The following is a 17,883-nucleotide window of genomic DNA, read 5'->3' on the forward strand; positions in this document are numbered from 1 at the left end:
CAGACCGCTGGGCTGGCGCAGAGTGCCCCAGATCCCAGCGTCCTGGCGTTGGGCTGATCAGCGCACGACATCCAGAGCGGTGTATTGATTCACGTAGTGGAACTGGCTCGACGTCGACTCCAGCGTCAGGGCCACGCCCAAGTCCTCGATAAACGCACGCGAGGTCTTGTAGTCGCCCTGGTCGCACTCAAGCTTGATGGCGTCGCCGGTCAAGGAGGCAAACACCTGGCGCGCCGGGAAGCGCTCACCCACCTTGCAGATCAATGAGGTGTCGGTGGGGGTGTCGGTGGGCTTGGCGGGGACGTTCAGCATCTGCATGTCTGCGCGCAAGATCTGGCCAGGGGCCCAACTGCTCGGCACTTTCAACTCGACTGCGAGGGTTTGCAGCACTCGCCCATCGCCGACGCCGTTCATCTTCGACTTCAACTGGATCAAGTCGGCGAGCACCAGGCGATCGACGTTGAAGGCGTTGCCGTATACCTCATTCTTCTTCAGCAAGCCGCCGTCGGCGGTGAAGGTGACCGAAGTCGGGCTGTCCTGGCTGCCGTCGCCTTTCTTGGACAGGTAGGAGTAGCTCAACCTCTTGAACTTCGGCTGCAACAGCGGCGAATCGAGGCGTTGGAGCACGCTGGCAGGTACGTCGACATCGTTGATGCTGGTTTCTACCACGGTACGCGGGTAGTTAACCGGCGCAATGTCCGGCCGCAGCCAGGCCAGCAGCGCAGCATCGACGCCGCCCTGTACCGAGCAACTGACGCGTGTTTGCTCGCCATCGGGTTCGACGATCAGCACGCGCTCAACGTTGCGGGTGCCCGGTGCCTTGCCCGGTTGCGGTTTGATCGCCTGCCAGCGGTCGCCGACCTTGAGTTCACTGCGAATATAAGACCCGTCGATTTTTTGCAGCCGCGCGGGCACGTCCAGCAGCGGTGCCAGGTGCTGGGCCACCTCGTCCACACCGCCTTGCACGACAAAACCCCAGTAATAGTAGCGTCCCAACTGATCAAGGTCGGCGGCCTCGTCGGCGTACGACAACAGCTTCAAGCCTGCGATGGGCGGCGCGCTGACGGGCACCTGATTGGCTTGGCGGTCGGCACGGTTTTTAACGGCGATCCATGTGAAGTCCTTGTCCTGCTTGAGCGGCGCATAGGCCTGCCACGCGGCGTGGTGCGTGTTCAGGCTGCTGAAGAAGGTTGCGTCGCAACGCGTGAAGGCCTTGAGCGTCTCGGTCAATGCGGCGTCGTCGGCGTGGGCGATGGCGGGCAGCAAGAGGGCAGAAGCGAGAAGCAGGGCGGGCGACTTCATTGAGCGGGATTTCCGTATCGGGGCGGGAGGAGGGCATTATCCAGAGATTACGAGGCAGCCACTAGCGTTGCAGGCGCACACGCCAATCGCCACCGTGCTGGCGCTGGCATTCCTCTTCAGAGTCAAAACGCACACAGCGGTCAACCTGTAAGGGCGCTACCTCGGCGTCATCCAGCGCCGCAGCGGTCAATTCACGCATGCGCTGGTCGACACCGGTCGCAAGGGCCTGGTCCTTGTTGGCGTGCGTATCGAACACCCAGATCACCCGCAGGCTTTGAGGAAAGGCTGTGTAATCGACAGTGTGGGTCAACCATTCGAAGCCACGGATTTCGGCTTTGGCGGTTTCGCAGGCGTCGGTCAGGGTGGCGACGAGTCGGCGCTCAATGCGGGCGCTGTCGCGTTTGGTCGGTGGCATAAGGGCTCCGGGGGCGCAGGAAAAACAAACAACGGCGCGACAATGGCAGAACCTAGGGCCCTTTTCCACGTCCAACCTCGCGACATTCACGTCTGAAGGATATGGAATCCGTGACCAAAGCTTTTGCCGCACTTGCCTTTCTCCTCCTCGGCGCTTGCACGCAGTACCGCTACATCCACCCTGAAACCCCACAGGGCCAGCAGTGCGTGGCCGAGCTGGATGCCAACGTCAACGCCTGCGAACAGCGCGCCAAAGACAGCGCCGAGGGCCAGCGCGTGTTGGATGAGGCGCAAAGAAACAGCTACCAAACGTGCACTCATCAATTTTCGTCGAGCGCCTCGAACCCCGATCCGTGTTCCGGTTTGAAGCCGAGCGGCGTGGTGTCCGTGCAGAGCAACACCTGTCGTGAAGGCTATACCGACAAGTTCATCGCCTGCGGCGGACGGCTGGAAGAGATCAAGGACAAATAACCCGCAATGGACCAAAAAACCCAACTGATCCTACTCGCAGAGCAGGCCACCGAGGACCTGTTCCGCTGGAGTCGTTTTGTCGCCCATACCGAATTTCTGTGGCAGGACATCACCCTGGTCACCGACGCTGACGCTTGGCAACGCCAGTGGTTTGAGCTGGAAATCGTCAACGGCCTGGCGCTATCTGAGTGGGAAGAAGACGGCCGACCGAATGATTGGTCGGCGCGCTGGCGTGAAGGCTATCAGCAGGAGGCGGTTGATTTGGTGAATGAGTTGCTGGGGTTGCTGGGGGCTACGACGTTTCAGATCCACTGATCATTCTCGGCAGTGCGCTCACCCCCTTCATGCCCGGTGTTCAGGATGCCGCGTGGTTCGATCATCATCAGCTTGGCTTCGCCGTCGGCGGCCGTCCTGTGTTCGACGCCACGCGGCACCACGTACAGCTCGCCCGGAGCCACATACACCGGGCCATCCGGGAGGTCGATACGCAAAGTGCCTTCAAGCACCAGAAAGGCCTCATCGGTTTCCGGATGCGAGTGCCAGATGAATTCGCCTTCGATCCGCACGACCTTGAACTGGTAGTCGTTCATTTGCGCGACCACTCGCGGGCTCCACAGTTGATCGATGAGCGAGGCTTTTTGGGTGAGATTTACCGGGTGCTGGGCCATGGTGGATCCTCGGGTGGGGTGAGAGATCCAAGGCTACTCACGTTGCGGGTCAGTGGGCTTGTACGATCCTGCAAGGGCAACCATCAAGCTGTCAGGCACGAATGGGGAGCGCCAAGCCAAACAGCACAAAAAAACCACCACAGACTTTATTGAACCGGCGCCCGGTCCTCGCCAACCAAGGCCTGACCCGGTGCGCCGCGCTGGCGACCAGATACTCAACCACAAACTCCACCCCGGCGTAGGTCAGTGCGATGGCAGCCGTCTGGGCGATCAGGCTCCTGTGCGGATCCAGGAACGGTGGGATAAACGCGGTAAACAGCAGCAACGCCTTGGGATTTGAAAGGGCCGATACCAGGCCTTGGCGCAACAGTGACCAACCGCTGAAGCCAGCCGTATCGGCAGTCTCAAGCGTCATCGGCGCAGCCCGCCACAGTCCGAAGCCCAGCCAGATCAGGTACAGACCCCCGGCCACCTTCAGCGCGTTGAACCACGCGGACGACGCCTGAATCAGTGCGCCCAGGCCCAGCGCGCAAAACGAAAGCACCACCGCAAAACCGAGCACTCCGCCGGTGATGGTGAACAGCGTTTTGCGGCGCCCGTGAATGGCACCATGGGTCAGCACCAATAACGCATTGGGCCCCGGCACGACCGCGATACCGCAGCAGGTAAACACATAGAGCAACCAGGTCTCGAATGGCATGTTCAAATCCCGCAGTGGTGATTCAGGCGAATCATCGTTAGGGCTGGGCGGTTATCCTGAAAAGCGCATAATTCACATCGCAGTCATTCGATTAACGCATAGAGGTAGCCCCATGCTCGCCAGCGATCTGCAGATTGATTGGCTCAAGTGCTTCGTGGCGGTGGTGGATGCTGGTTCGCTGTCGGGCGCAGCGCACGAGGTGAACCGATCCCAGTCCGCCGTCAGCATGCAGATGAAAAAGCTTGAAGCCGCGCTTGGACGGCAACTGCTGAACCGTGGTCCGCGCCAACTGCAACTGACCGCTGATGGCCAGACGCTGCTGGGCTATGCCCGCCGCCTGCTCGCCCTGCATGCTGAAACCCAGACTGCTTTTCATGGGGAAGCATTGACCGGTCGCATCCGCCTGGGCGTCGCCGAGGACTACGCGGCCAAGTACCTCACGCCGCTGCTCAAGCGCTTTGCACCGCGCTACGCAGGCGTAGACATAGAGCTGACCTGTGAACAGTCGACCACCTTGATCCCGCGTGTGCGAAGCGGCGATCTTGACCTTGCACTGGTGTCCAGGGACTCGCCGCAAAGCGGCACGTTTCTGTTTAAGGAACCCATGGTGTGGGTGGGCTCACCGCAGTTCGAACTGTGGCGTCGAGAGCCGGCGCCTATCGCTGTTTACGAAAGTGAAAGCCTGGCTCGGCGTTATGCGGTCGACTCACTGACTCGCCAGGGCCGCCAATTCAAAGTGGTCTACAACAGCTCAAGCCTCGCTGGCCAAGTGGCCGCCGTCGAAGGTGGACTGGCAATTGCCGCGATCACTCAGTGCAGCGTGCCGGCATCGCTGCAGGTCTTGGGCAGTGAGCAGGGGTTGGGGAACATTGCGCCGATGGAGGTTTCGATCTTGCGCAGCCGAGCTTCTCGCGGGTCCAAAGCCGTCAATGGTGTTCACGCGTTCATCATCAGTGCGCTGAGAGGCTAGGCGGGTCATTGAGCTAAAGGTTGCTCCAGCACCGTCGATAACCTTGAGGAACCCGCCAATCATGGACCGATTAAATGGCTCTCTCCGTCAGCTCCGCCTATCCCTCGCCGGCCAATGTCACCCTTGCGCCTTCCAACCAGACGCTTACGCCCCAGCCGCTGACGGATGTCGCCAAGGAAGCCCTGGCAAACGCCGCGCCAGCCGCCATCTACCATCCCAGTGAAGACACCAGTACCACGTCGAAACCACTGGAGGTCGTCGACGTCTGGGTGGGTCGCTCTGAATCGCCGGAGTACCCTCGGTTCGCCGAAATCTTCAAAGGTGCGCACAACACGTTGAAAGCCTCTTTCCAGGCCTTCCAGTCAACTCTGTCGACTACAGCTCCCGACCTTGCCAGCAAAAAATACGGCTTCACCGTCGACGCTGACGGCAGTCTGAAAGTGCTCAATACCGCCGGCCAGCTCAACAGCTCGGACACCCAGCGGCTCACGGATCTGCTCAACAAATCCCTGGGTCTCAAAACCGCAGCCGTCGCCTACCGAGATGCTGCCATCGACATGACAGACGCCAGCTCGCCCTGGTCCGGCAGCATCATGGGTTACTACAGCCTGACCCAGGAAAACTTCGCCAGCTCCCTTGATTTGGCGCCGCTGTTCAAAGACACGCATAGCATGGTCCCTGCAGAGTTCAGGGATGCGAAGTTTTTGACGCAGTTGGCCTATAAGGGTGAGCGGGCGACTCAGCAGACGGAAGCGGCGATGTATGAGCGGCGTGCGGCGCAGCGGTTCAGTGCGCAGGCGTGAGTCGCTGGGGTTTTTTTGGTGAGGGGCTTTTTTGGTGCGCTGATCTCTCATGGTAAACGGGCTTTCTGTGGTGATCGAACTTTGTGTGTTGAGTATAGGCTTTCTGTGGTGAGCGAACTTCGTGTGTTGAGTAGGCTCTCTGTGGTGAGCGGGCTTGCCCCGCGCTGGGCTGCGAAGCAGCCCTAAAACCAGGCACTGCGGTTTTTCTGAGAAGTTGGGGTGACCTTATTGGGGCCGCTTCGCAGCCCAGCGCGGGGCAAGCCCGCTCACCACAAGAAGCCCGCTCATCGCAGAAAGCCTGTTCACCACAGGAAAGTCTGCTCACCACAGAGAGTCGGCTTACCGTGAGTCGCTTGGTTTTTTTGTGCTGAGTAGGCTTTTGTAGTGAGCGAACTTTGTGTGTTGAGTAGGCTTTCTGTGGTGAGCGGGCTTGCCCCGCGCTGGGCTGCGAAGCAGCCCTAAAACCAGGCACTGCGGTTTTTCTGAGAAGTTGGGGTGACCTTATTGGGGCCGCTTCGCAGCCCAGCGCGGGGCAAGCCCGCTCACCACAAGAAGCCTGCTCATCACAGAAAGCCTGTTCACCACAGGAAAGTCTGCTCACCACAGAAAGTCTGCTTACCGTGAGTCGCTTGGGTTTTTTTGTGTTGAGTATGCTTTCTGTGGTGAGCGGGCTTGCCCCGCGCTGGGCTGCGAAGCAGCCCTAAAACCAGGCACTGCGGTTTTTCTGAGAAATTGGGGTGGCCTTATTGGGGCTGCTTCGCAGCCCAGCGCGGGGCAAGCCCGCTCACCACAAGAAGCCCGCTCACCACAGGAAGCCTGCACATCACAGGAGAGCCCGCTCACCCTCCTGACCGACTTGGATGAAGTCGGCCCAATTCATAGCCAGGGAAAACCCAAGATGCGTGGCGCACTCGTTAACAGTCTGATGCTTCTCACCATGGCGATATCCGGCGTCGGATGCACCACCTACGCGTCCAAGCCAATCATCAACGACCGCGTTGACGCCGCCAAAACCGAAAGCATCCCAAGCTTCACTTATGAAGTTGACGCGCCCTGGAAAGACAGCCGCTTCGGCAAGCGCGCCTACCAGGCCACACAAGAAATAATCCCAGCGGCGCAAGACATCAGCTCAGCACCGCTCGCGTCGTCGCGCCCTGTATTAGCCATAAAAATCTCGGAGTTTTCATCGGGCGGCGCGTGTACGCAGGAGTACCTGACGGGCTTGAGTCTTGGCTTGATTCCCAGCTGGTGTACCCGGCCTAAACTGTTCACGTTTCAGTTCATGCTCAATGGCAATCACGGCGTGTGCAGGCAGAAAACCTATTCAATCAGTGCCCAGACGTTTTCACATATCACCGCGATTCCATTTGCCATGCTCGATACCCGGGACCAGCCACTCACGCTGTATCAGGCAGCGCTGAAGGACTTCCTCCAGCCAGCACAATGCGCGACGCCCTGACACCGGCTTCAAATCGGCCTGTCCACCACCCGCGCATTCCACAGGTCCCGATAGCGCTCCCGCCAACCGGGACTGCTTTGATCCAGCCACGCCAGCGTCGCGTCAATGGTCTCGTCGCTGATGACGAAGTGATTGATGTGCTCCGCGATCCGTTCCTGCGACACGTGCAGCAAGTCCAGGTAGGCATTGAACGAGTCCGCCAGCACCACGTACTCATCGCCTTGCTGGCGACGCCCCGTCCAGGCGGGTAAACCTGCGACCATCGCCCCCACATCCTGGCGCCCCTCGTGCAGGTCAAGTAGCAACACGCTGGCGCCGCCATCGCGGCCGATCGGCAATAACCCTGTCGCGGGGAAGCCAGGTTGCTTGCGCAGTTGCTCCAGTTCAAAGGGGTTGGATTCATACTGCTCGCTGGGGTCAAGGCCATACAGCAAGAAACTCAGCAGCTCTTTATCGCCATTGCTCATGGTCGCCAACACGTCGTATTCCACGGTGGCGCCGTTGCAGGTCTTGAGAAACTGCCGGTAATCGTCCGGCAGGCGGGCGCCGAGGGTGGCTTCCAATTGCGCGAGGGCGTGGTCGGATGCGCTTTCTCGGGTGTCGTCGAAGATCAATCCACGGTAGTCAGTCATTCGGGCCTCCCAGCACCTTAGTAAAAATCATAATAGAGCGCCCATTCCCCGGTTTGGTTGTGCTTCCAGAACATCAGGCTGCCACTGTCGATCACGTTGAGGTTGATCTTCGGGTCCGACGAAATCTGGAACACAAACTCGAAACCTTCACCCGGATCCACCCCCGACTGGCAGAACGAGGGGTAACCGCCGATCTTGTGTTCGTAAGTATGGGTGATCAAGTCGTAATAGCTCTGTATCTCGCCCGCGCGCTCCAGTGTGAGAATGGCTTGCTCAAGGTCCGCGGGGACACCGCCGCCATCCCACAGTGGGAAGTCCTCCGGCACCGCTTCTGCCTTCAACGGGAAAGGTTTGAGAAATGTGCCCGGTACCGGCAGCGCCTTGCGCACCAATACGTCATCGGCACCATATTCGCGGATCACCCAGTTATTTCCCATCGGCTCAAAGTCTTCAGGAAACGGGTCCGAGATAAACACCGTCAGCACACGAACGCCCGCCAGCAGCGGGCTGTTGAAGGGCAGGGCGGGCAGGTAAAACTGCGCGTAGGGCAGCAAGGGTTGTCCGGCCTGATTGGTGGGTACGCCTTCATCCGGGCGGAACAGGAAGACATTCCCCAGCCAGCTTTCTTCATCGGTGCCGAGAGGGCGAAAGCCGCCGGCCATGAACTTCACGGCGGGGCGGGCCAGGCGTTGCTTGATTTGTTGAATGTCCATGTCGCTGTAAACCTTCCTTTTGCTACAGGCACAAAGGCCGCAGATTAGCAGTGCGCGGGCGCGGTGCCCAACTGGCCTCCTTCACGAGTTGGATTTCAGCCGCCCCAGAATCGCCGTACGCAAACACCCCCAGGCGATCACGCCGATAATCAGCACCTCGGCGACACCCACCAGCACATTGAATGAAAACACCAGCGGTTGCTCGGCCCAATAAAAGCTCGTCGAACCCGATCGAATGCCACTGACCCGCAGCCGCCCGGTAAACAGCGCGCGCACCAACGCGATCACATGCGTCAGCTCCAGCGCCGCCAGGAAAACACCCAGCAGGGAGAGCAGGGCGCGTGCGGGCCTGCCGAGTTTGTCGGTGGACTCAGCCACGGGTGCCGGCCCCTCGGATTTGCGCCGCCGGGCCACCTTCGCCGGTGATGGCGCAGGCCTGTAGGGCGCCGCGGCCGCCGACCCAACGTGCACCTCAGTGGGCACGGCCACGTTCAGATAGTCAGCCAGTTCTCGCAGCCACATATCGGTGCGTGTGCTCCCCGGTATCACGGGCACGTTGTCGGTGGTCAAGCGCTGCTCGGTGCCGTCGCGCATCACCAGCCACAACTGGGTGTTGGCCGGCTCTGCCTGTGGACGGCGGCGCAGTTCGAGGTGGTGGACTTTATCGATGCTGAAGGTTGACTGCACACGCTCGCGGCCACCGAAAAAGTTTCGAGTGCGGCGCTTGCCTTCACCGTTAGCCCGCGACAACAACAAGCTCTCGCGGATGCCGGTGTACACCATCAGCAGCAGGCCAAGGGCAGGAATGAGCAGCAGGCCGAGCACGATCAGCAGCGAGGTCAGCGGGTCCATGTCCGCCCACTGCGAGCTGCTATCGGTGAACCAAAACACGACGAAGGCCAGTGGCAGGGTGAACGCCATTGCGCCTGTCAGCAGTACCCATGCGCTTTGCACCCCGTTGCGCGAGTGGATGTGCAAGTCACCCTGCGCGGTGCGCTCGAAGCGATGCCCAATCAATATGCAAATCTCCTGATGCGCCTTGAGGGGCAGCGATTGGCGGCCGAGGTCGGCATTAACGCCATGGAGAATACCTTAAGCCGAGAACGCCACGCGTTTCCCGGCCCGGAATGCCAGGTAGCGGTCATATTCAAGGGTGAACGCTGGGTTCGGTGTGTCGTTGGCGTGGGTGTAACGCACCACACGTATCGTGTCGCGCATTTGCCGTGCGTCTTCGCCCTTGAGTCCTCACACGATGCCTGCTCAGGCGCGCGGTGATGCGGTGCCGAGCGCTGCATGACAATGAAATGCCATGATGAAGGCATCTTGAGTTTTAAACCGGATGACTCGCAAACACCCCTTTGCAAGGCATATCGGTCTACCATGCCATCCCCCGGCAGTGGTTCCACGCGCTACCGACCTCTCTCTCGCAAGGTATCGCCTCATGTCCATCGACCAAATCAGCCTCCCCAAGGGCGTCGGCCCGCATGCCACCAAGCTGCTCGACGCCATCACCGGCGCGTCCACCCATGAAGAACTCAACCGCGCAGGCGGTAAGGCGGAAGGGTTTGTGTTGGGTCTGGAGGCTTCCAAGGCCATCAAGAGCCAGATCGCTGAGTCGCTGTATGTGGCTTATGACGATGCGGCGAGTCATCGGGCCAGTGAGTTGAAGGGGTAAACCTCAACGCCCTCCCTGATGTTGTACAGTCGTCTTCCACCAAAGGGCTGATTAACTCAGGGATCCCATGACATTGACCGTCGACACCTTGCTCAACCTGGCCATGGCCAACCCCATCAACGCCGAAATCACCGCGCGTCTGCCCGACCTCGGGGTGGAGCAATGCATGCTCACGGCGGGATGCCTGTTCCAGGCGGTGTGGAATCATCAGTCCAATCTCCCTGCCGCGCAGGGCGTAAAGGACTACGACGTTTTCTACTTCGACACCGACTTGTCCTATGAGGCCGAGGACGCTGTGATTCGCAGGGCCGAGCAGTTGTTCCAGGATTTGGGCGTGAATGTTGAGGTCAAGAACCAGGCGCGGGTTCACCTCTGGTATGGGCAGCGGTTTGGCCGACCATATCCGCAGTTGCACTCGGCTAAACAGGGGGTGGACCGTTACCTGGTGGCGGGAACGTGCATCGGGTTGGAGATCGCCACCGGTGAGGTGTATGCGCCCTATGGGCTGGCGGATGTGGAGCAGGGGATTCTTCGGATTAACCCACTGCACCCGGAGCCGGAATTGTTTGCGCGCAAAGCCAGGAGTTATCAGGTGCGGTGGCCGTGGCTGAGGATTGTGGAGCCGGTTTGAGCACCGTACAGTCCATTTTTGTGTGGTTGATTGAATTTATCTGCGGCGGTTTGAGTCACTGATGCTATGCGTGGTTTTCTTTCAACCGACCTCAAGGACCGACCATGACCTTCTTCATCTTCCTGCTCGCCTGCGCCGCCGCGGCCAGCACCGGCATCCTTTTCAAACCTGGCGCCTGGTATGAATCCCTCGTCAAACCCAGCTTCACCCCGCCCAATTGGCTGTTCCCGGTCGCGTGGACGATTATCTACCTGCTGCTGGCCTGGGCCGGTTATCGCCTCACACTGATCCCAGGCAGCGAAATGGTATTGGCGCTGTGGGCTGCGCAGATCGCATTGAATACGTTGTGGACCCCGGTGTTCTTCGGCGCCCATCGTATCTTTGCGGGGATGGTGATTATTGCGGTGCTGTGGGTAACGGTGGCGACGATGGTGGTGATGGCGGTGCGTCTGGACTTGATCACCGGCTTGATCCTGTTCCCGTATTTGGCGTGGCTGTGCGTAGCGGCGGCGTTGAATTTCTCGATCCTGCGGAATAACCGTTGATGGCCCACCAACCTTGGCCGGCCAGCGAGTCGGATTTGGCCCAGATGCGCCGCTTCAATCAAAAGCTCGCCTGGATGCCGCGCTTCAAGATCCGTAACCGCGTGACGCCGCGTTTGATCCAGGGGTTGTTGCGCGTCAGCCAAACGCTCAAGAAGGCGCCAGCGGCGCAGTGCAAGATCGTCGACAACGTCCCCGTACGCATCCTGCGGCCAGTCGGCAAGCCTAAAGGCGTGGTGCTGGATATCCACGGCGGCGGCTGGGTGATTGGCAATGCGCAGATGGACGACGATCTTAACCTCGGCATGGTTAACGCATGCGACGTGGCGGTTGTGTCGGTGGATTACCGGCTGGCGGTGGATACGCCGGTGGAAGGGCTGATGGAGGATTGCCTGGCGGCGGCGCGCTGGTTGCTCTGTGAGGATGAGTTCAAACAGCTGCCGGTCTTCGTCGTCGGCGAATCGGCCGGCGGGCACCTTGCGGCGGCGACGTTGTTGGCGCTCAAGCAATGGCCGGAGTTGCTCCAGCGTGTGAGCGGCGCGGTGCTGTATTACGGTGTTTACGATTTGACCGGTACGCCGAGTGTGCGCAACGCCGGGCCGGAGACCTTGTTGCTGGACGGACCAGGAATGGTCGATGCGCTGCGCATGCTGACGCCTGATATCAGCGATGACGAGCGCAGACAGGTGCCGTTGTCGCCGCTGTATGGCGACTTCGACGGCCTGCCACCGGCGTTGATGTTTGTGGGTGAGTTGGACCCGCTCAAAGACGACACACTGTTAATCGCAGAACGGTGGCCACAGGCAGAGGCCCATCTGCTGCCGGAGTCGGCCCATGGATTTATCCATTTTCCGGTGGCGATGGGCGAGGCGGTGTTGGCGTGTAGCCGACGGTGGATCTCGACGAGGATCAGTGGTGAATAGGTGTTTTGGTCGGGCAGCCCTGCTCACCACAACTGGATCCTATTCACCAACCGTCCCGTATCAGACAAGTGACTGAAGGTTCTACGCTTCAGAGTGCTGGGTAGTCGATGTAACCCTCGGCACCTGGCGTGTAGAAGGTGTCTTTGTCGGGCACATTCAAAGCGGCACCACTGAGAAAGCGCGCGGGCAGGTCCGGATTGGCCAGGAACGCGCCGCCGAACACCGCCGCATCGGCTTTGCCCTCGGCGATCAAGGTGTCGGCGCTGTCCCGTGTAAGGCCGCCTCCGATCAGGTAGCGGCCCTCGAACAATTCTCGCAACGCAGCGTGATAGTCGAAGCTCGCCCCGAACAGTGCCACATGCAAGTAGGCCAGTTTCAGCTCGCGCAGTTGCTTGACCAGGTAGGTGAAGGTTTCCTGCGGGTTGGCATCGCTGATGTCGTTGAAGTTCATCTCCGGGGAAATTTTGATGCCCACGCGATCACTGCCTACTTCATCGACCATTGCGGCGAGCACTTCCAGTACGAAGCGGCTACGGTTTTCCACCGAGCCACCGTACTGATCTTCGCGTTGGTTGCTGCTGCTGGAGAGGAATTGCTCGGGCAGGTAACCGGAGGCGGCGTGCAACTCCACCCCGTCAAAGCCTGCCTCGATTGCCCGGCGTGCGGCATGACGGTAGCTGTCGACCACGCCACCGATCTGCGTGACGCTCAAAGCATGGGGCGTGACGAAATCCTGCAGGCCGTTCGCGGTCCAGGTCTGGCCCGCCGGTTTGATCGCAGAAGGGGCCAGCGGCAGCGCGCCGTCGGGCAGCAGTGAAGGGTGAGAGACCCGCCCGCAATGCATCAGCTGCATGAAGATGTGCCCGCCCTGGGCGTGCACGGCTTGGGTGACAGATTTCCAGGCGGCCACGTGTTCGGCGGTTTCGATACCTGGAGTGCTGACGTAGCCTTTGCCCGACGCGTCGGGAAATACGCCTTCCGAGATGATCAAACCGGCGGTGGCACGTTGGGCGTAGTAGGTGGTCACAAGGTCGGAAGGCACACCGGCGTCGTTGGCGCGCGAGCGTGTCATCGGCGCCATGATCAGGCGGTTGGCGAGGGTGTAGCGACCAAGGGAAAGGGGAGAGAAAAGAGCATTCATGGCGGTGTTCCTCATCAGTGATGGGGTTATGATTGATCAATCCGATTTCGGGATAAATGCCTGAAATACGAAATGACTAATCCACTGATGGGATAATGCTGTGGAATTTCTCAACGATATGGCGCTGTTTGTCGAGGTGGTGAAGGCACGCAGTTTCAGTCGCGCGGCCGAAAGCCTGGGCATGCCGAACTCGACGCTGTCCCGGCGCATCAGCGAATTGGAAAAAGGTATCGGCCTGCGGCTGTTGCACCGCACTACGCGCAAGATCGAGCCCACTGAAGCGGGTCAGTTGTACTTTGAGCGGTGCAAGCGCATCGTCGACGAGGCCCGCCTGGCCCATGAACAACTCGGCGAAATGCTCGCCCAACCCAACGGCCTGCTGCGCGCTTCGTTGCCGGTGGATTTCGCGATGGTCTACCTGGCGCCGTTGATTGCCGAGTTTTCCCGGTTGTATCCGGACATCACGTTCGAACTCGACTTAACGCCGCGCCAGGTCGACTTGATCAGCGATCCAGTGGACGTGGTCATTCGCATGGGCGAGCCCGCCAATTCCCACCTGATCGCGCGCAAACTCGCGAATATGCGGCGAGCGTTTTACGCCTCGCCCCAGTACCTGGAACGCGCCGGACTGCCAGCTCAGCCAGCAGATCTGGCGCATCACGAATGTTTGCGCATGCGCGGGTCAAGGGCGCATCGATGGGTCTTGGAGTCGGGGTCGGAGAAGGTGGACGTCGACGTGAGCGGGCGGTTTGAGCTCAACAGCGTGGGCATGCTCAGACGCCTGGCCGCGTTGAACCTGGGGATTGCGCTGCTGCCCGAAGGCATTGCCGAGCAGGATGTGGTCAGCGGGACACTGTGCAGAGTACTGCCCGACTGGCATGGCTCGTCGGTTTCAGTTTATGCCCTGACCGAAACGCGGCTGCTGCCCGCGAAGACCCAGCGGTTTATCGAGTTTTTGCGCGACAAGCTGGAGGATGCATGACTGGCCGGGTAACCTTTCGCCTCCCACTCAAACGAAGGGATGTACATGAGATTCTTCAACCCGGCCTCAAGCGCTCAGCCCCATCCTGCCTGTCCGCCTGCAGCCCTGAAGGGCACTTCATTCTGCAAGTTGCTTGAGTGAGCGAGCTGACGCTACGGCTGGCCAGGATCACCGACCTGCCCGCGGTTTACCGGGGCGAGCGGGGATATATCCAGCGTTGGGAGCCTGCACACGAAGTGGTCTGGCAAGAGCAGTTGGAACGGCACCTCACACGTTGGGTCAACAACGTTGAGCGATTGACGGTGGCCATGCTCGACGGACAGTTCGCCGGTTATTCGATGTGGATGCCCGGGGACGGTCTTGCCGAGTTGTGCACGATCAACGTCGGCGAGGCGTATCGGCGCAAGGGTATTGGGCGTGCATTGCTGGAGGCCTACCGGGCGGCGGCGGGGCAGGCTGGTTATGCGCGGTTGAGCTTGTGCGTGCGGGCGGACAACCCGGCCCGGTTAATGTATGAGGCGGCTGGGTTCGTGTGTGTGGGAACAGCAGCCAACGGGTATTTGCGGTACGAGCGAGTGAGTGAATGATCAATATCCAGACGGTCACGGTTGCCGACATTCCAGAGGTTCTGGCCTTCGTCCTGGCAGCCCGTGCCGAGCTGTTCCCCAAGCTCAGCGATACCAGCATGCCCGCCGACCTGGCGCAATTCGAGGCCACTTACCTTCACGGCGATGGGCACTTCCTGATCGCTCGCCAGGACCACCAGATCATCGCCGCCATCGGTTATTTGCCCTACGACGATCGTTTCCCCCAATTGAATTACCAAGGCCGCAAGACTGTGGAAGTGGTGCGCCTGTTCGTCCTTCCGGCCTTTCGCCGCTTCGGTCTGGCGGGGGAGTTATACCGCGCGTTGGAGGGCAGGGCGCGGGCGGATGGCGTGGACGTGGTGTATCTGCATACCCACCCATTCCTGCCTGGGGCGATTGATTTTTGGGGGCGGCAGGGGTTTGAGATTGTGGATGTCGAGGCCGACCCGGTTTGGCAGACGACGCATATGCAGCGGAGTTTATAGGTTTGCGGTGAGCGCGCTCGTTGTGGTCAGAGGGCTTCTTGTGGTGGAAGTATTTCCTGTGGTGAAAGTACGTCCTGTGCTGAACGTATGTCCTTTGGTGAAAGTGCTTTCTGTAGTGAGCGGGCTTGCCCCGCGCTGGGCTGCGCAGCAGCCCCCAAACCAGGCACTGCGGTTTTTCTGAGGAATTGCGGTGGCTTTATTGGGGCCGCTTCGCAGCCCAGCGCGGGGCAAGCCCGCTCACCACAAAAGGCTCATCGGTCACATAACGCCCGGCCGCGTGGAAGTGCTGTCTGTGGTGAAAGTACTTGCTGTAGTGAAAGTACTTCCTGTGCTGAAAGTGCTTTCTGTAGTGAGCGGGCTTGCCCCGCGCTGGGCTGCGCAGCGGACCTAAAACCAGGCACTGCGGTTTTTCTGAGGAATTGCGGTGGCCTTATCGGGGCCGCTGCGCAGCCCAGCGCGGGGCAAGCCCGCTCACCACAAAAGGCCCATCGGTCACATAACGCCCATCCGCGTGGAAGTGCAGTCTGTGGTGAAAGTACTTCCTGTGGTGAAAGTGCTTTCTGTAGTGAGCGGGCTTGCCCCGCGCGGGGCTGCGCAGCAGCCCTAAAACCAGGCACTGCGGTTTTTCTGCGAAATTGCGGTGGCCTTATCGGGGCCGCTTCGCAGCCCAGCGCGGGGCAAGCCCGCTCACCACAAAAGGCTCATCGGTCACATAACGTCCAGCCGCGTGGAAGTGCTGTCTGTGGTGAAAGTACTTGCTGTGGAGGAAGTGTTTTATGTGCTGAAAGTGCTTTTTGTAGTGAAAGTACTTCCTGTGTTGAAAGTGCTTTCTGTGGTGAGCGGGCTTGCCCCGCGCTGGGCTGCGCAGCGGCCCTAAAACCAGGCACTGCGGTTTTTCTGAGAGATTGCGGTGGCTTTATTGGGGCCGCTTCGCAGCCCAGCGCGGGGCAAGCCCGCTCACCACAAAAGGCTCATCGGTCACTGAGCGTCCATCTGCGGTGCTCACCGAGCGCCTCAGTTGGAACGCAACCGCAGTATCTGCGCTCTATCAAACGGGTCCGTCAGGTAATGCCCCTGCACACCGAACGTCTCCTGCAACCGCTGCGGTGTCAGCACGTCCAGCGGTGTGCCCAGCGCCACCAATTGCCCGTGATCGAGCACCGCCAATCGATCACAGGTCAGGGCCTGATTAAGGTCATGCAGCGCGATCAGCGTCGTCACCGGTAACCCTTGCACACCCTTCAAGATTGCCAGTTGATGTTGAATATCCAGGTGATTGGTCGGCTCATCCAACAGCAGAATCTGTGGCCGTTGCGCCAAGGCGCGGGCGATGTGCACACGTTGGCGTTCGCCGCCGGAGAGGCTGCGCCAGGCGCGTTGGCTCAGGTGGGTGGCGTCCACATCGTGCAGGGCCTGGCACACGATGGCGTCGTCCTCGCGTGACCACGGGCTCAGCGCCGACAACCATGGCGTGCGCCCCAACGCCACGGCGTCGAATACGCGGATGGCGTCGTCGGTGTCGGCCTGTTGCTCCACCACTGCCAGCTGTTGCGCGATGGCGCGGCGGGACAGGTCGCCCAAACGCGTGCCCCCAAGCCGTACCTCACCAGAGGCGGGTGTTCGCAACCCCGCCAGCAGTTTGAGCAAGGTGGATTTACCGGAGCCGTTCGGGCCGACAATCCCCAAGGTTTCCCCCAACTGCACCTCAAGATGAATATCCCGTAGCAACTCGGCATCGCGCACCTTGAAACCCAGGCCCGTACAACTGAGCACCTTCATCGCGCATTCCTCCGCCCGATCAGGATCAACGCGAACACCGGCGCGCCGACCAGTGCAGTGACCACGCCCACCGGAATCACCTGGCCTTTGATCAAGGTGCGCGACAGCACATCCGCCGCGATCAAAAACAGCGCGCCGCCCAAGGCGCTGGCTGGTAGCAACCGCGAGTGCCCGGTGCCCAGCAACAGGCGCACCGCATGGGGGATCACCAGGCCGACAAAGCCGATGGAGCCGACAATCGACACCATCACCGCCGTCACCAACGCCGCGCAGCCCACCAGCACAAATTGCACGCGGCGCACCGGAATGCCGAGGGACGCCGCCGAGTCACTGCCGAAGGTAAACGCATCCAGCGCACGCCGATGCCACAAGCACACCGCCAAGCCGGCAACCGCTACCGGCACCGCCAGCCACACCGAAGGCCAGCGCACACCGCTGAGGTTGCCCAGCAGCCAGAACATGATGCCGCGGGCCTGCTCGGAACTGGCCGACTTGGTAATGAGAAACGCGGTCAGGGCATTGAACATCTGCGAACCGGCAATGCCCGCGAGGATGATCTGGCCGGTACCGCTCATAGAGCCGCTGGCCCGCGCGAGCAAGATCACCAGGGCAAACGCCGCCATGGCCCCGACAAACGCGCCGGCCGACAGTGAAATCAACCCGCCGCCCACGCCCATCAGCGCCACCAACACCGCGCCGGTGGAGGCGCCGGCGCTGATACCCAGCAGATAGGGATCGGCCAGCGGGTTGCGCAGCAACGACTGCAAGATCACCCCACAGGTGGCCAGCCCCGCACCGCACGCGGCAGCGACCAGGGCGCGCGTCAGGCGGTAGTTCCACACCACGCCTTCGTCGATTGGATCGAGCAGATAGCCGGCGTTCCACAGCTTATTGGCGAGCACTTGAAGCACCACCTGCGGCTCGATGGATGTTTCGCCGATGGCCACGCCCGCGAGTAGGGCGGCTGAAAGCAGGGTCAGGGCGAGCAGGGTGCGGATCACGCTTT

The 17,883-nt window shown here is 60.6% G+C and carries 24 protein-coding genes; 13 read left to right on the forward strand and 11 right to left on the reverse strand.

Annotation, left to right across the window (positions count from 1 at the left end):
- Positions 1–57: 57 nt before the first annotated feature.
- The gene (locus AOA61_RS27050; protein WP_099603104.1) at positions 58–1,302 is read right to left on the reverse strand and encodes a hypothetical protein; all 1,245 of its coding nucleotides are present in this window, start codon (positions 1,300–1,302) and stop codon (positions 58–60) included.
- Positions 1,303–1,363: 61 nt separating this feature from the next.
- A complete protein-coding gene (locus tag AOA61_RS27055) occupies positions 1,364–1,717 on the reverse strand; it encodes a hypothetical protein (RefSeq protein WP_099603105.1) in 354 nt (117 codons plus the stop codon).
- Between the two features lie 110 nt (positions 1,718–1,827).
- Here AOA61_RS27055 and AOA61_RS27060 point away from each other — a divergent pair, with 110 nt between their 5' ends.
- Positions 1,828–2,187, forward strand: coding sequence for a hypothetical protein (locus tag AOA61_RS27060; protein WP_143521261.1), 360 nt, complete (start codon positions 1,828–1,830; stop codon positions 2,185–2,187).
- A gap of 6 nt (positions 2,188–2,193) precedes the next feature.
- Complete coding sequence (locus tag AOA61_RS27065) at positions 2,194–2,502, forward strand: hypothetical protein (RefSeq protein ID WP_099603107.1); 309 nt, start codon at positions 2,194–2,196, stop codon at positions 2,500–2,502.
- Here the strand turns inward: AOA61_RS27065 and AOA61_RS27070 are convergent.
- Positions 2,490–2,855, reverse strand: coding sequence for a cupin domain-containing protein (locus AOA61_RS27070; protein ID WP_032885870.1), 366 nt, complete (start codon positions 2,853–2,855; stop codon positions 2,490–2,492). The genes AOA61_RS27065 and AOA61_RS27070 overlap by 13 nt on opposite strands.
- 91 nt (positions 2,856–2,946) lie before the next feature.
- On the reverse strand, positions 2,947–3,555 hold the full coding sequence (locus tag AOA61_RS27075; protein ID WP_032885869.1) for a LysE family translocator: 609 nt from the start codon (positions 3,553–3,555) through the stop codon (positions 2,947–2,949).
- Positions 3,556–3,667: 112 nt separating this feature from the next.
- On the opposite strand from AOA61_RS27075, the gene AOA61_RS27080 reads away from it, so the two are divergent.
- The 3 genes from AOA61_RS27080 to AOA61_RS27095 all read left to right on the forward strand — a co-directional run bounded on the left by AOA61_RS27080 (position 3,668) and on the right by AOA61_RS27095 (position 6,787).
- A complete protein-coding gene (locus AOA61_RS27080; RefSeq protein WP_099603108.1) occupies positions 3,668–4,525 on the forward strand; it encodes a LysR family transcriptional regulator in 858 nt (285 codons plus the stop codon).
- Between the two features lie 74 nt (positions 4,526–4,599).
- Complete coding sequence (locus tag AOA61_RS27085; protein WP_099603109.1) at positions 4,600–5,328, forward strand: hypothetical protein; 729 nt, start codon at positions 4,600–4,602, stop codon at positions 5,326–5,328.
- An 898-nt stretch (positions 5,329–6,226) separates the two neighbouring features.
- On the forward strand, positions 6,227–6,787 hold the full coding sequence (locus AOA61_RS27095) for a hypothetical protein (protein ID WP_099603110.1): 561 nt from the start codon (positions 6,227–6,229) through the stop codon (positions 6,785–6,787).
- A gap of 8 nt (positions 6,788–6,795) precedes the next feature.
- Here AOA61_RS27095 and AOA61_RS27100 read toward each other — a convergent pair whose 3' ends face one another.
- The 4 genes from AOA61_RS27100 to AOA61_RS32435 form a co-directional block, all read right to left on the reverse strand.
- A complete protein-coding gene (locus AOA61_RS27100; protein ID WP_099603111.1) occupies positions 6,796–7,419 on the reverse strand; it encodes an SMI1/KNR4 family protein in 624 nt (207 codons plus the stop codon).
- A 17-nt stretch (positions 7,420–7,436) separates the two neighbouring features.
- Positions 7,437–8,132, reverse strand: a complete 696-nt coding sequence (locus AOA61_RS27105; RefSeq protein ID WP_095185544.1) for a DUF1963 domain-containing protein — start codon at positions 8,130–8,132, stop codon at positions 7,437–7,439.
- Between the two features lie 81 nt (positions 8,133–8,213).
- Positions 8,214–9,152 carry a hypothetical protein gene (locus AOA61_RS27110; RefSeq protein ID WP_099603112.1) on the reverse strand — a complete coding sequence of 313 codons (939 nt, stop codon included), beginning with the start codon at positions 9,150–9,152 and terminating at the stop codon, positions 8,214–8,216.
- A 72-nt stretch (positions 9,153–9,224) separates the two neighbouring features.
- Positions 9,225–9,350, reverse strand: coding sequence for a hypothetical protein (locus AOA61_RS32435; protein WP_256583499.1), 126 nt, complete (start codon positions 9,348–9,350; stop codon positions 9,225–9,227).
- A gap of 223 nt (positions 9,351–9,573) precedes the next feature.
- On the opposite strand from AOA61_RS32435, the gene AOA61_RS27115 reads away from it, so the two are divergent.
- From AOA61_RS27115 to AOA61_RS27130, 4 genes are all read left to right on the forward strand, one after another.
- The gene (locus AOA61_RS27115; protein WP_032885861.1) at positions 9,574–9,807 is read left to right on the forward strand and encodes a hypothetical protein; all 234 of its coding nucleotides are present in this window, start codon (positions 9,574–9,576) and stop codon (positions 9,805–9,807) included.
- A 67-nt stretch (positions 9,808–9,874) separates the two neighbouring features.
- Entirely contained in the window at positions 9,875–10,438 is a 564-nt protein-coding gene (locus tag AOA61_RS27120) for a nucleotidyltransferase family protein (protein WP_032885860.1), read from the forward strand.
- Positions 10,439–10,542: 104 nt separating this feature from the next.
- On the forward strand, positions 10,543–10,983 hold the full coding sequence (locus AOA61_RS27125) for a TspO/MBR family protein (RefSeq protein WP_032885858.1): 441 nt from the start codon (positions 10,543–10,545) through the stop codon (positions 10,981–10,983).
- Complete coding sequence (locus AOA61_RS27130; protein WP_099603113.1) at positions 10,983–11,903, forward strand: alpha/beta hydrolase fold domain-containing protein; 921 nt, start codon at positions 10,983–10,985, stop codon at positions 11,901–11,903. Before AOA61_RS27125 ends, AOA61_RS27130 begins: the two co-directional genes overlap by 1 nt.
- Positions 11,904–11,991: 88 nt before the next feature.
- Here the strand turns inward: AOA61_RS27130 and AOA61_RS27135 are convergent, their stop codons facing one another.
- Positions 11,992–13,044 (reverse strand): alkene reductase, encoded by a 1,053-nt coding sequence (locus tag AOA61_RS27135; protein WP_099603114.1) that lies wholly within the window; start codon positions 13,042–13,044, stop codon positions 11,992–11,994.
- Between the two features lie 100 nt (positions 13,045–13,144).
- Here AOA61_RS27135 and AOA61_RS27140 point away from each other — a divergent pair, with 100 nt between their 5' ends.
- The 4 genes from AOA61_RS27140 to AOA61_RS31325 all read left to right on the forward strand — a co-directional run bounded on the left by AOA61_RS27140 (position 13,145) and on the right by AOA61_RS31325 (position 15,975).
- Entirely contained in the window at positions 13,145–14,026 is an 882-nt protein-coding gene (locus tag AOA61_RS27140; protein ID WP_032885855.1) for a LysR family transcriptional regulator, read from the forward strand.
- Between the two features lie 209 nt (positions 14,027–14,235).
- Positions 14,236–14,613, forward strand: a complete 378-nt coding sequence (locus AOA61_RS27145; protein WP_099603127.1) for a GNAT family N-acetyltransferase — start codon at positions 14,236–14,238, stop codon at positions 14,611–14,613.
- Positions 14,610–15,098 carry a GNAT family N-acetyltransferase gene (locus AOA61_RS27150; RefSeq protein WP_099603115.1) on the forward strand — a complete coding sequence of 163 codons (489 nt, stop codon included), beginning with the start codon at positions 14,610–14,612 and terminating at the stop codon, positions 15,096–15,098. The genes AOA61_RS27145 and AOA61_RS27150 overlap by 4 nt, the downstream gene beginning before the upstream one ends.
- A 727-nt stretch (positions 15,099–15,825) precedes the next feature.
- Positions 15,826–15,975 carry a hypothetical protein gene (locus AOA61_RS31325; protein ID WP_158234826.1) on the forward strand — a complete coding sequence of 50 codons (150 nt, stop codon included), beginning with the start codon at positions 15,826–15,828 and terminating at the stop codon, positions 15,973–15,975.
- 137 nt (positions 15,976–16,112) lie between these two features.
- Here the strand turns inward: AOA61_RS31325 and AOA61_RS27155 are convergent, their stop codons facing one another.
- Together AOA61_RS27155 and AOA61_RS27160 are read right to left on the reverse strand one after the other, a co-directional pair.
- On the reverse strand, positions 16,113–16,877 hold the full coding sequence (locus AOA61_RS27155; protein WP_099603116.1) for an ABC transporter ATP-binding protein: 765 nt from the start codon (positions 16,875–16,877) through the stop codon (positions 16,113–16,115).
- Positions 16,874–17,878, reverse strand: a complete 1,005-nt coding sequence (locus AOA61_RS27160) for an iron ABC transporter permease (RefSeq protein ID WP_177326422.1) — start codon at positions 17,876–17,878, stop codon at positions 16,874–16,876. Before AOA61_RS27160 ends, AOA61_RS27155 begins: the two co-directional genes overlap by 4 nt.
- Between the last annotated feature and the right edge of the window lie 5 nt (positions 17,879–17,883).

The sequence above is a fragment of the Pseudomonas sp. 2995-1 genome (assembly GCF_002742505.1).
Taxonomy (GTDB): Bacteria; Pseudomonadota; Gammaproteobacteria; order Pseudomonadales; family Pseudomonadaceae; genus Aquipseudomonas; species Aquipseudomonas sivasensis.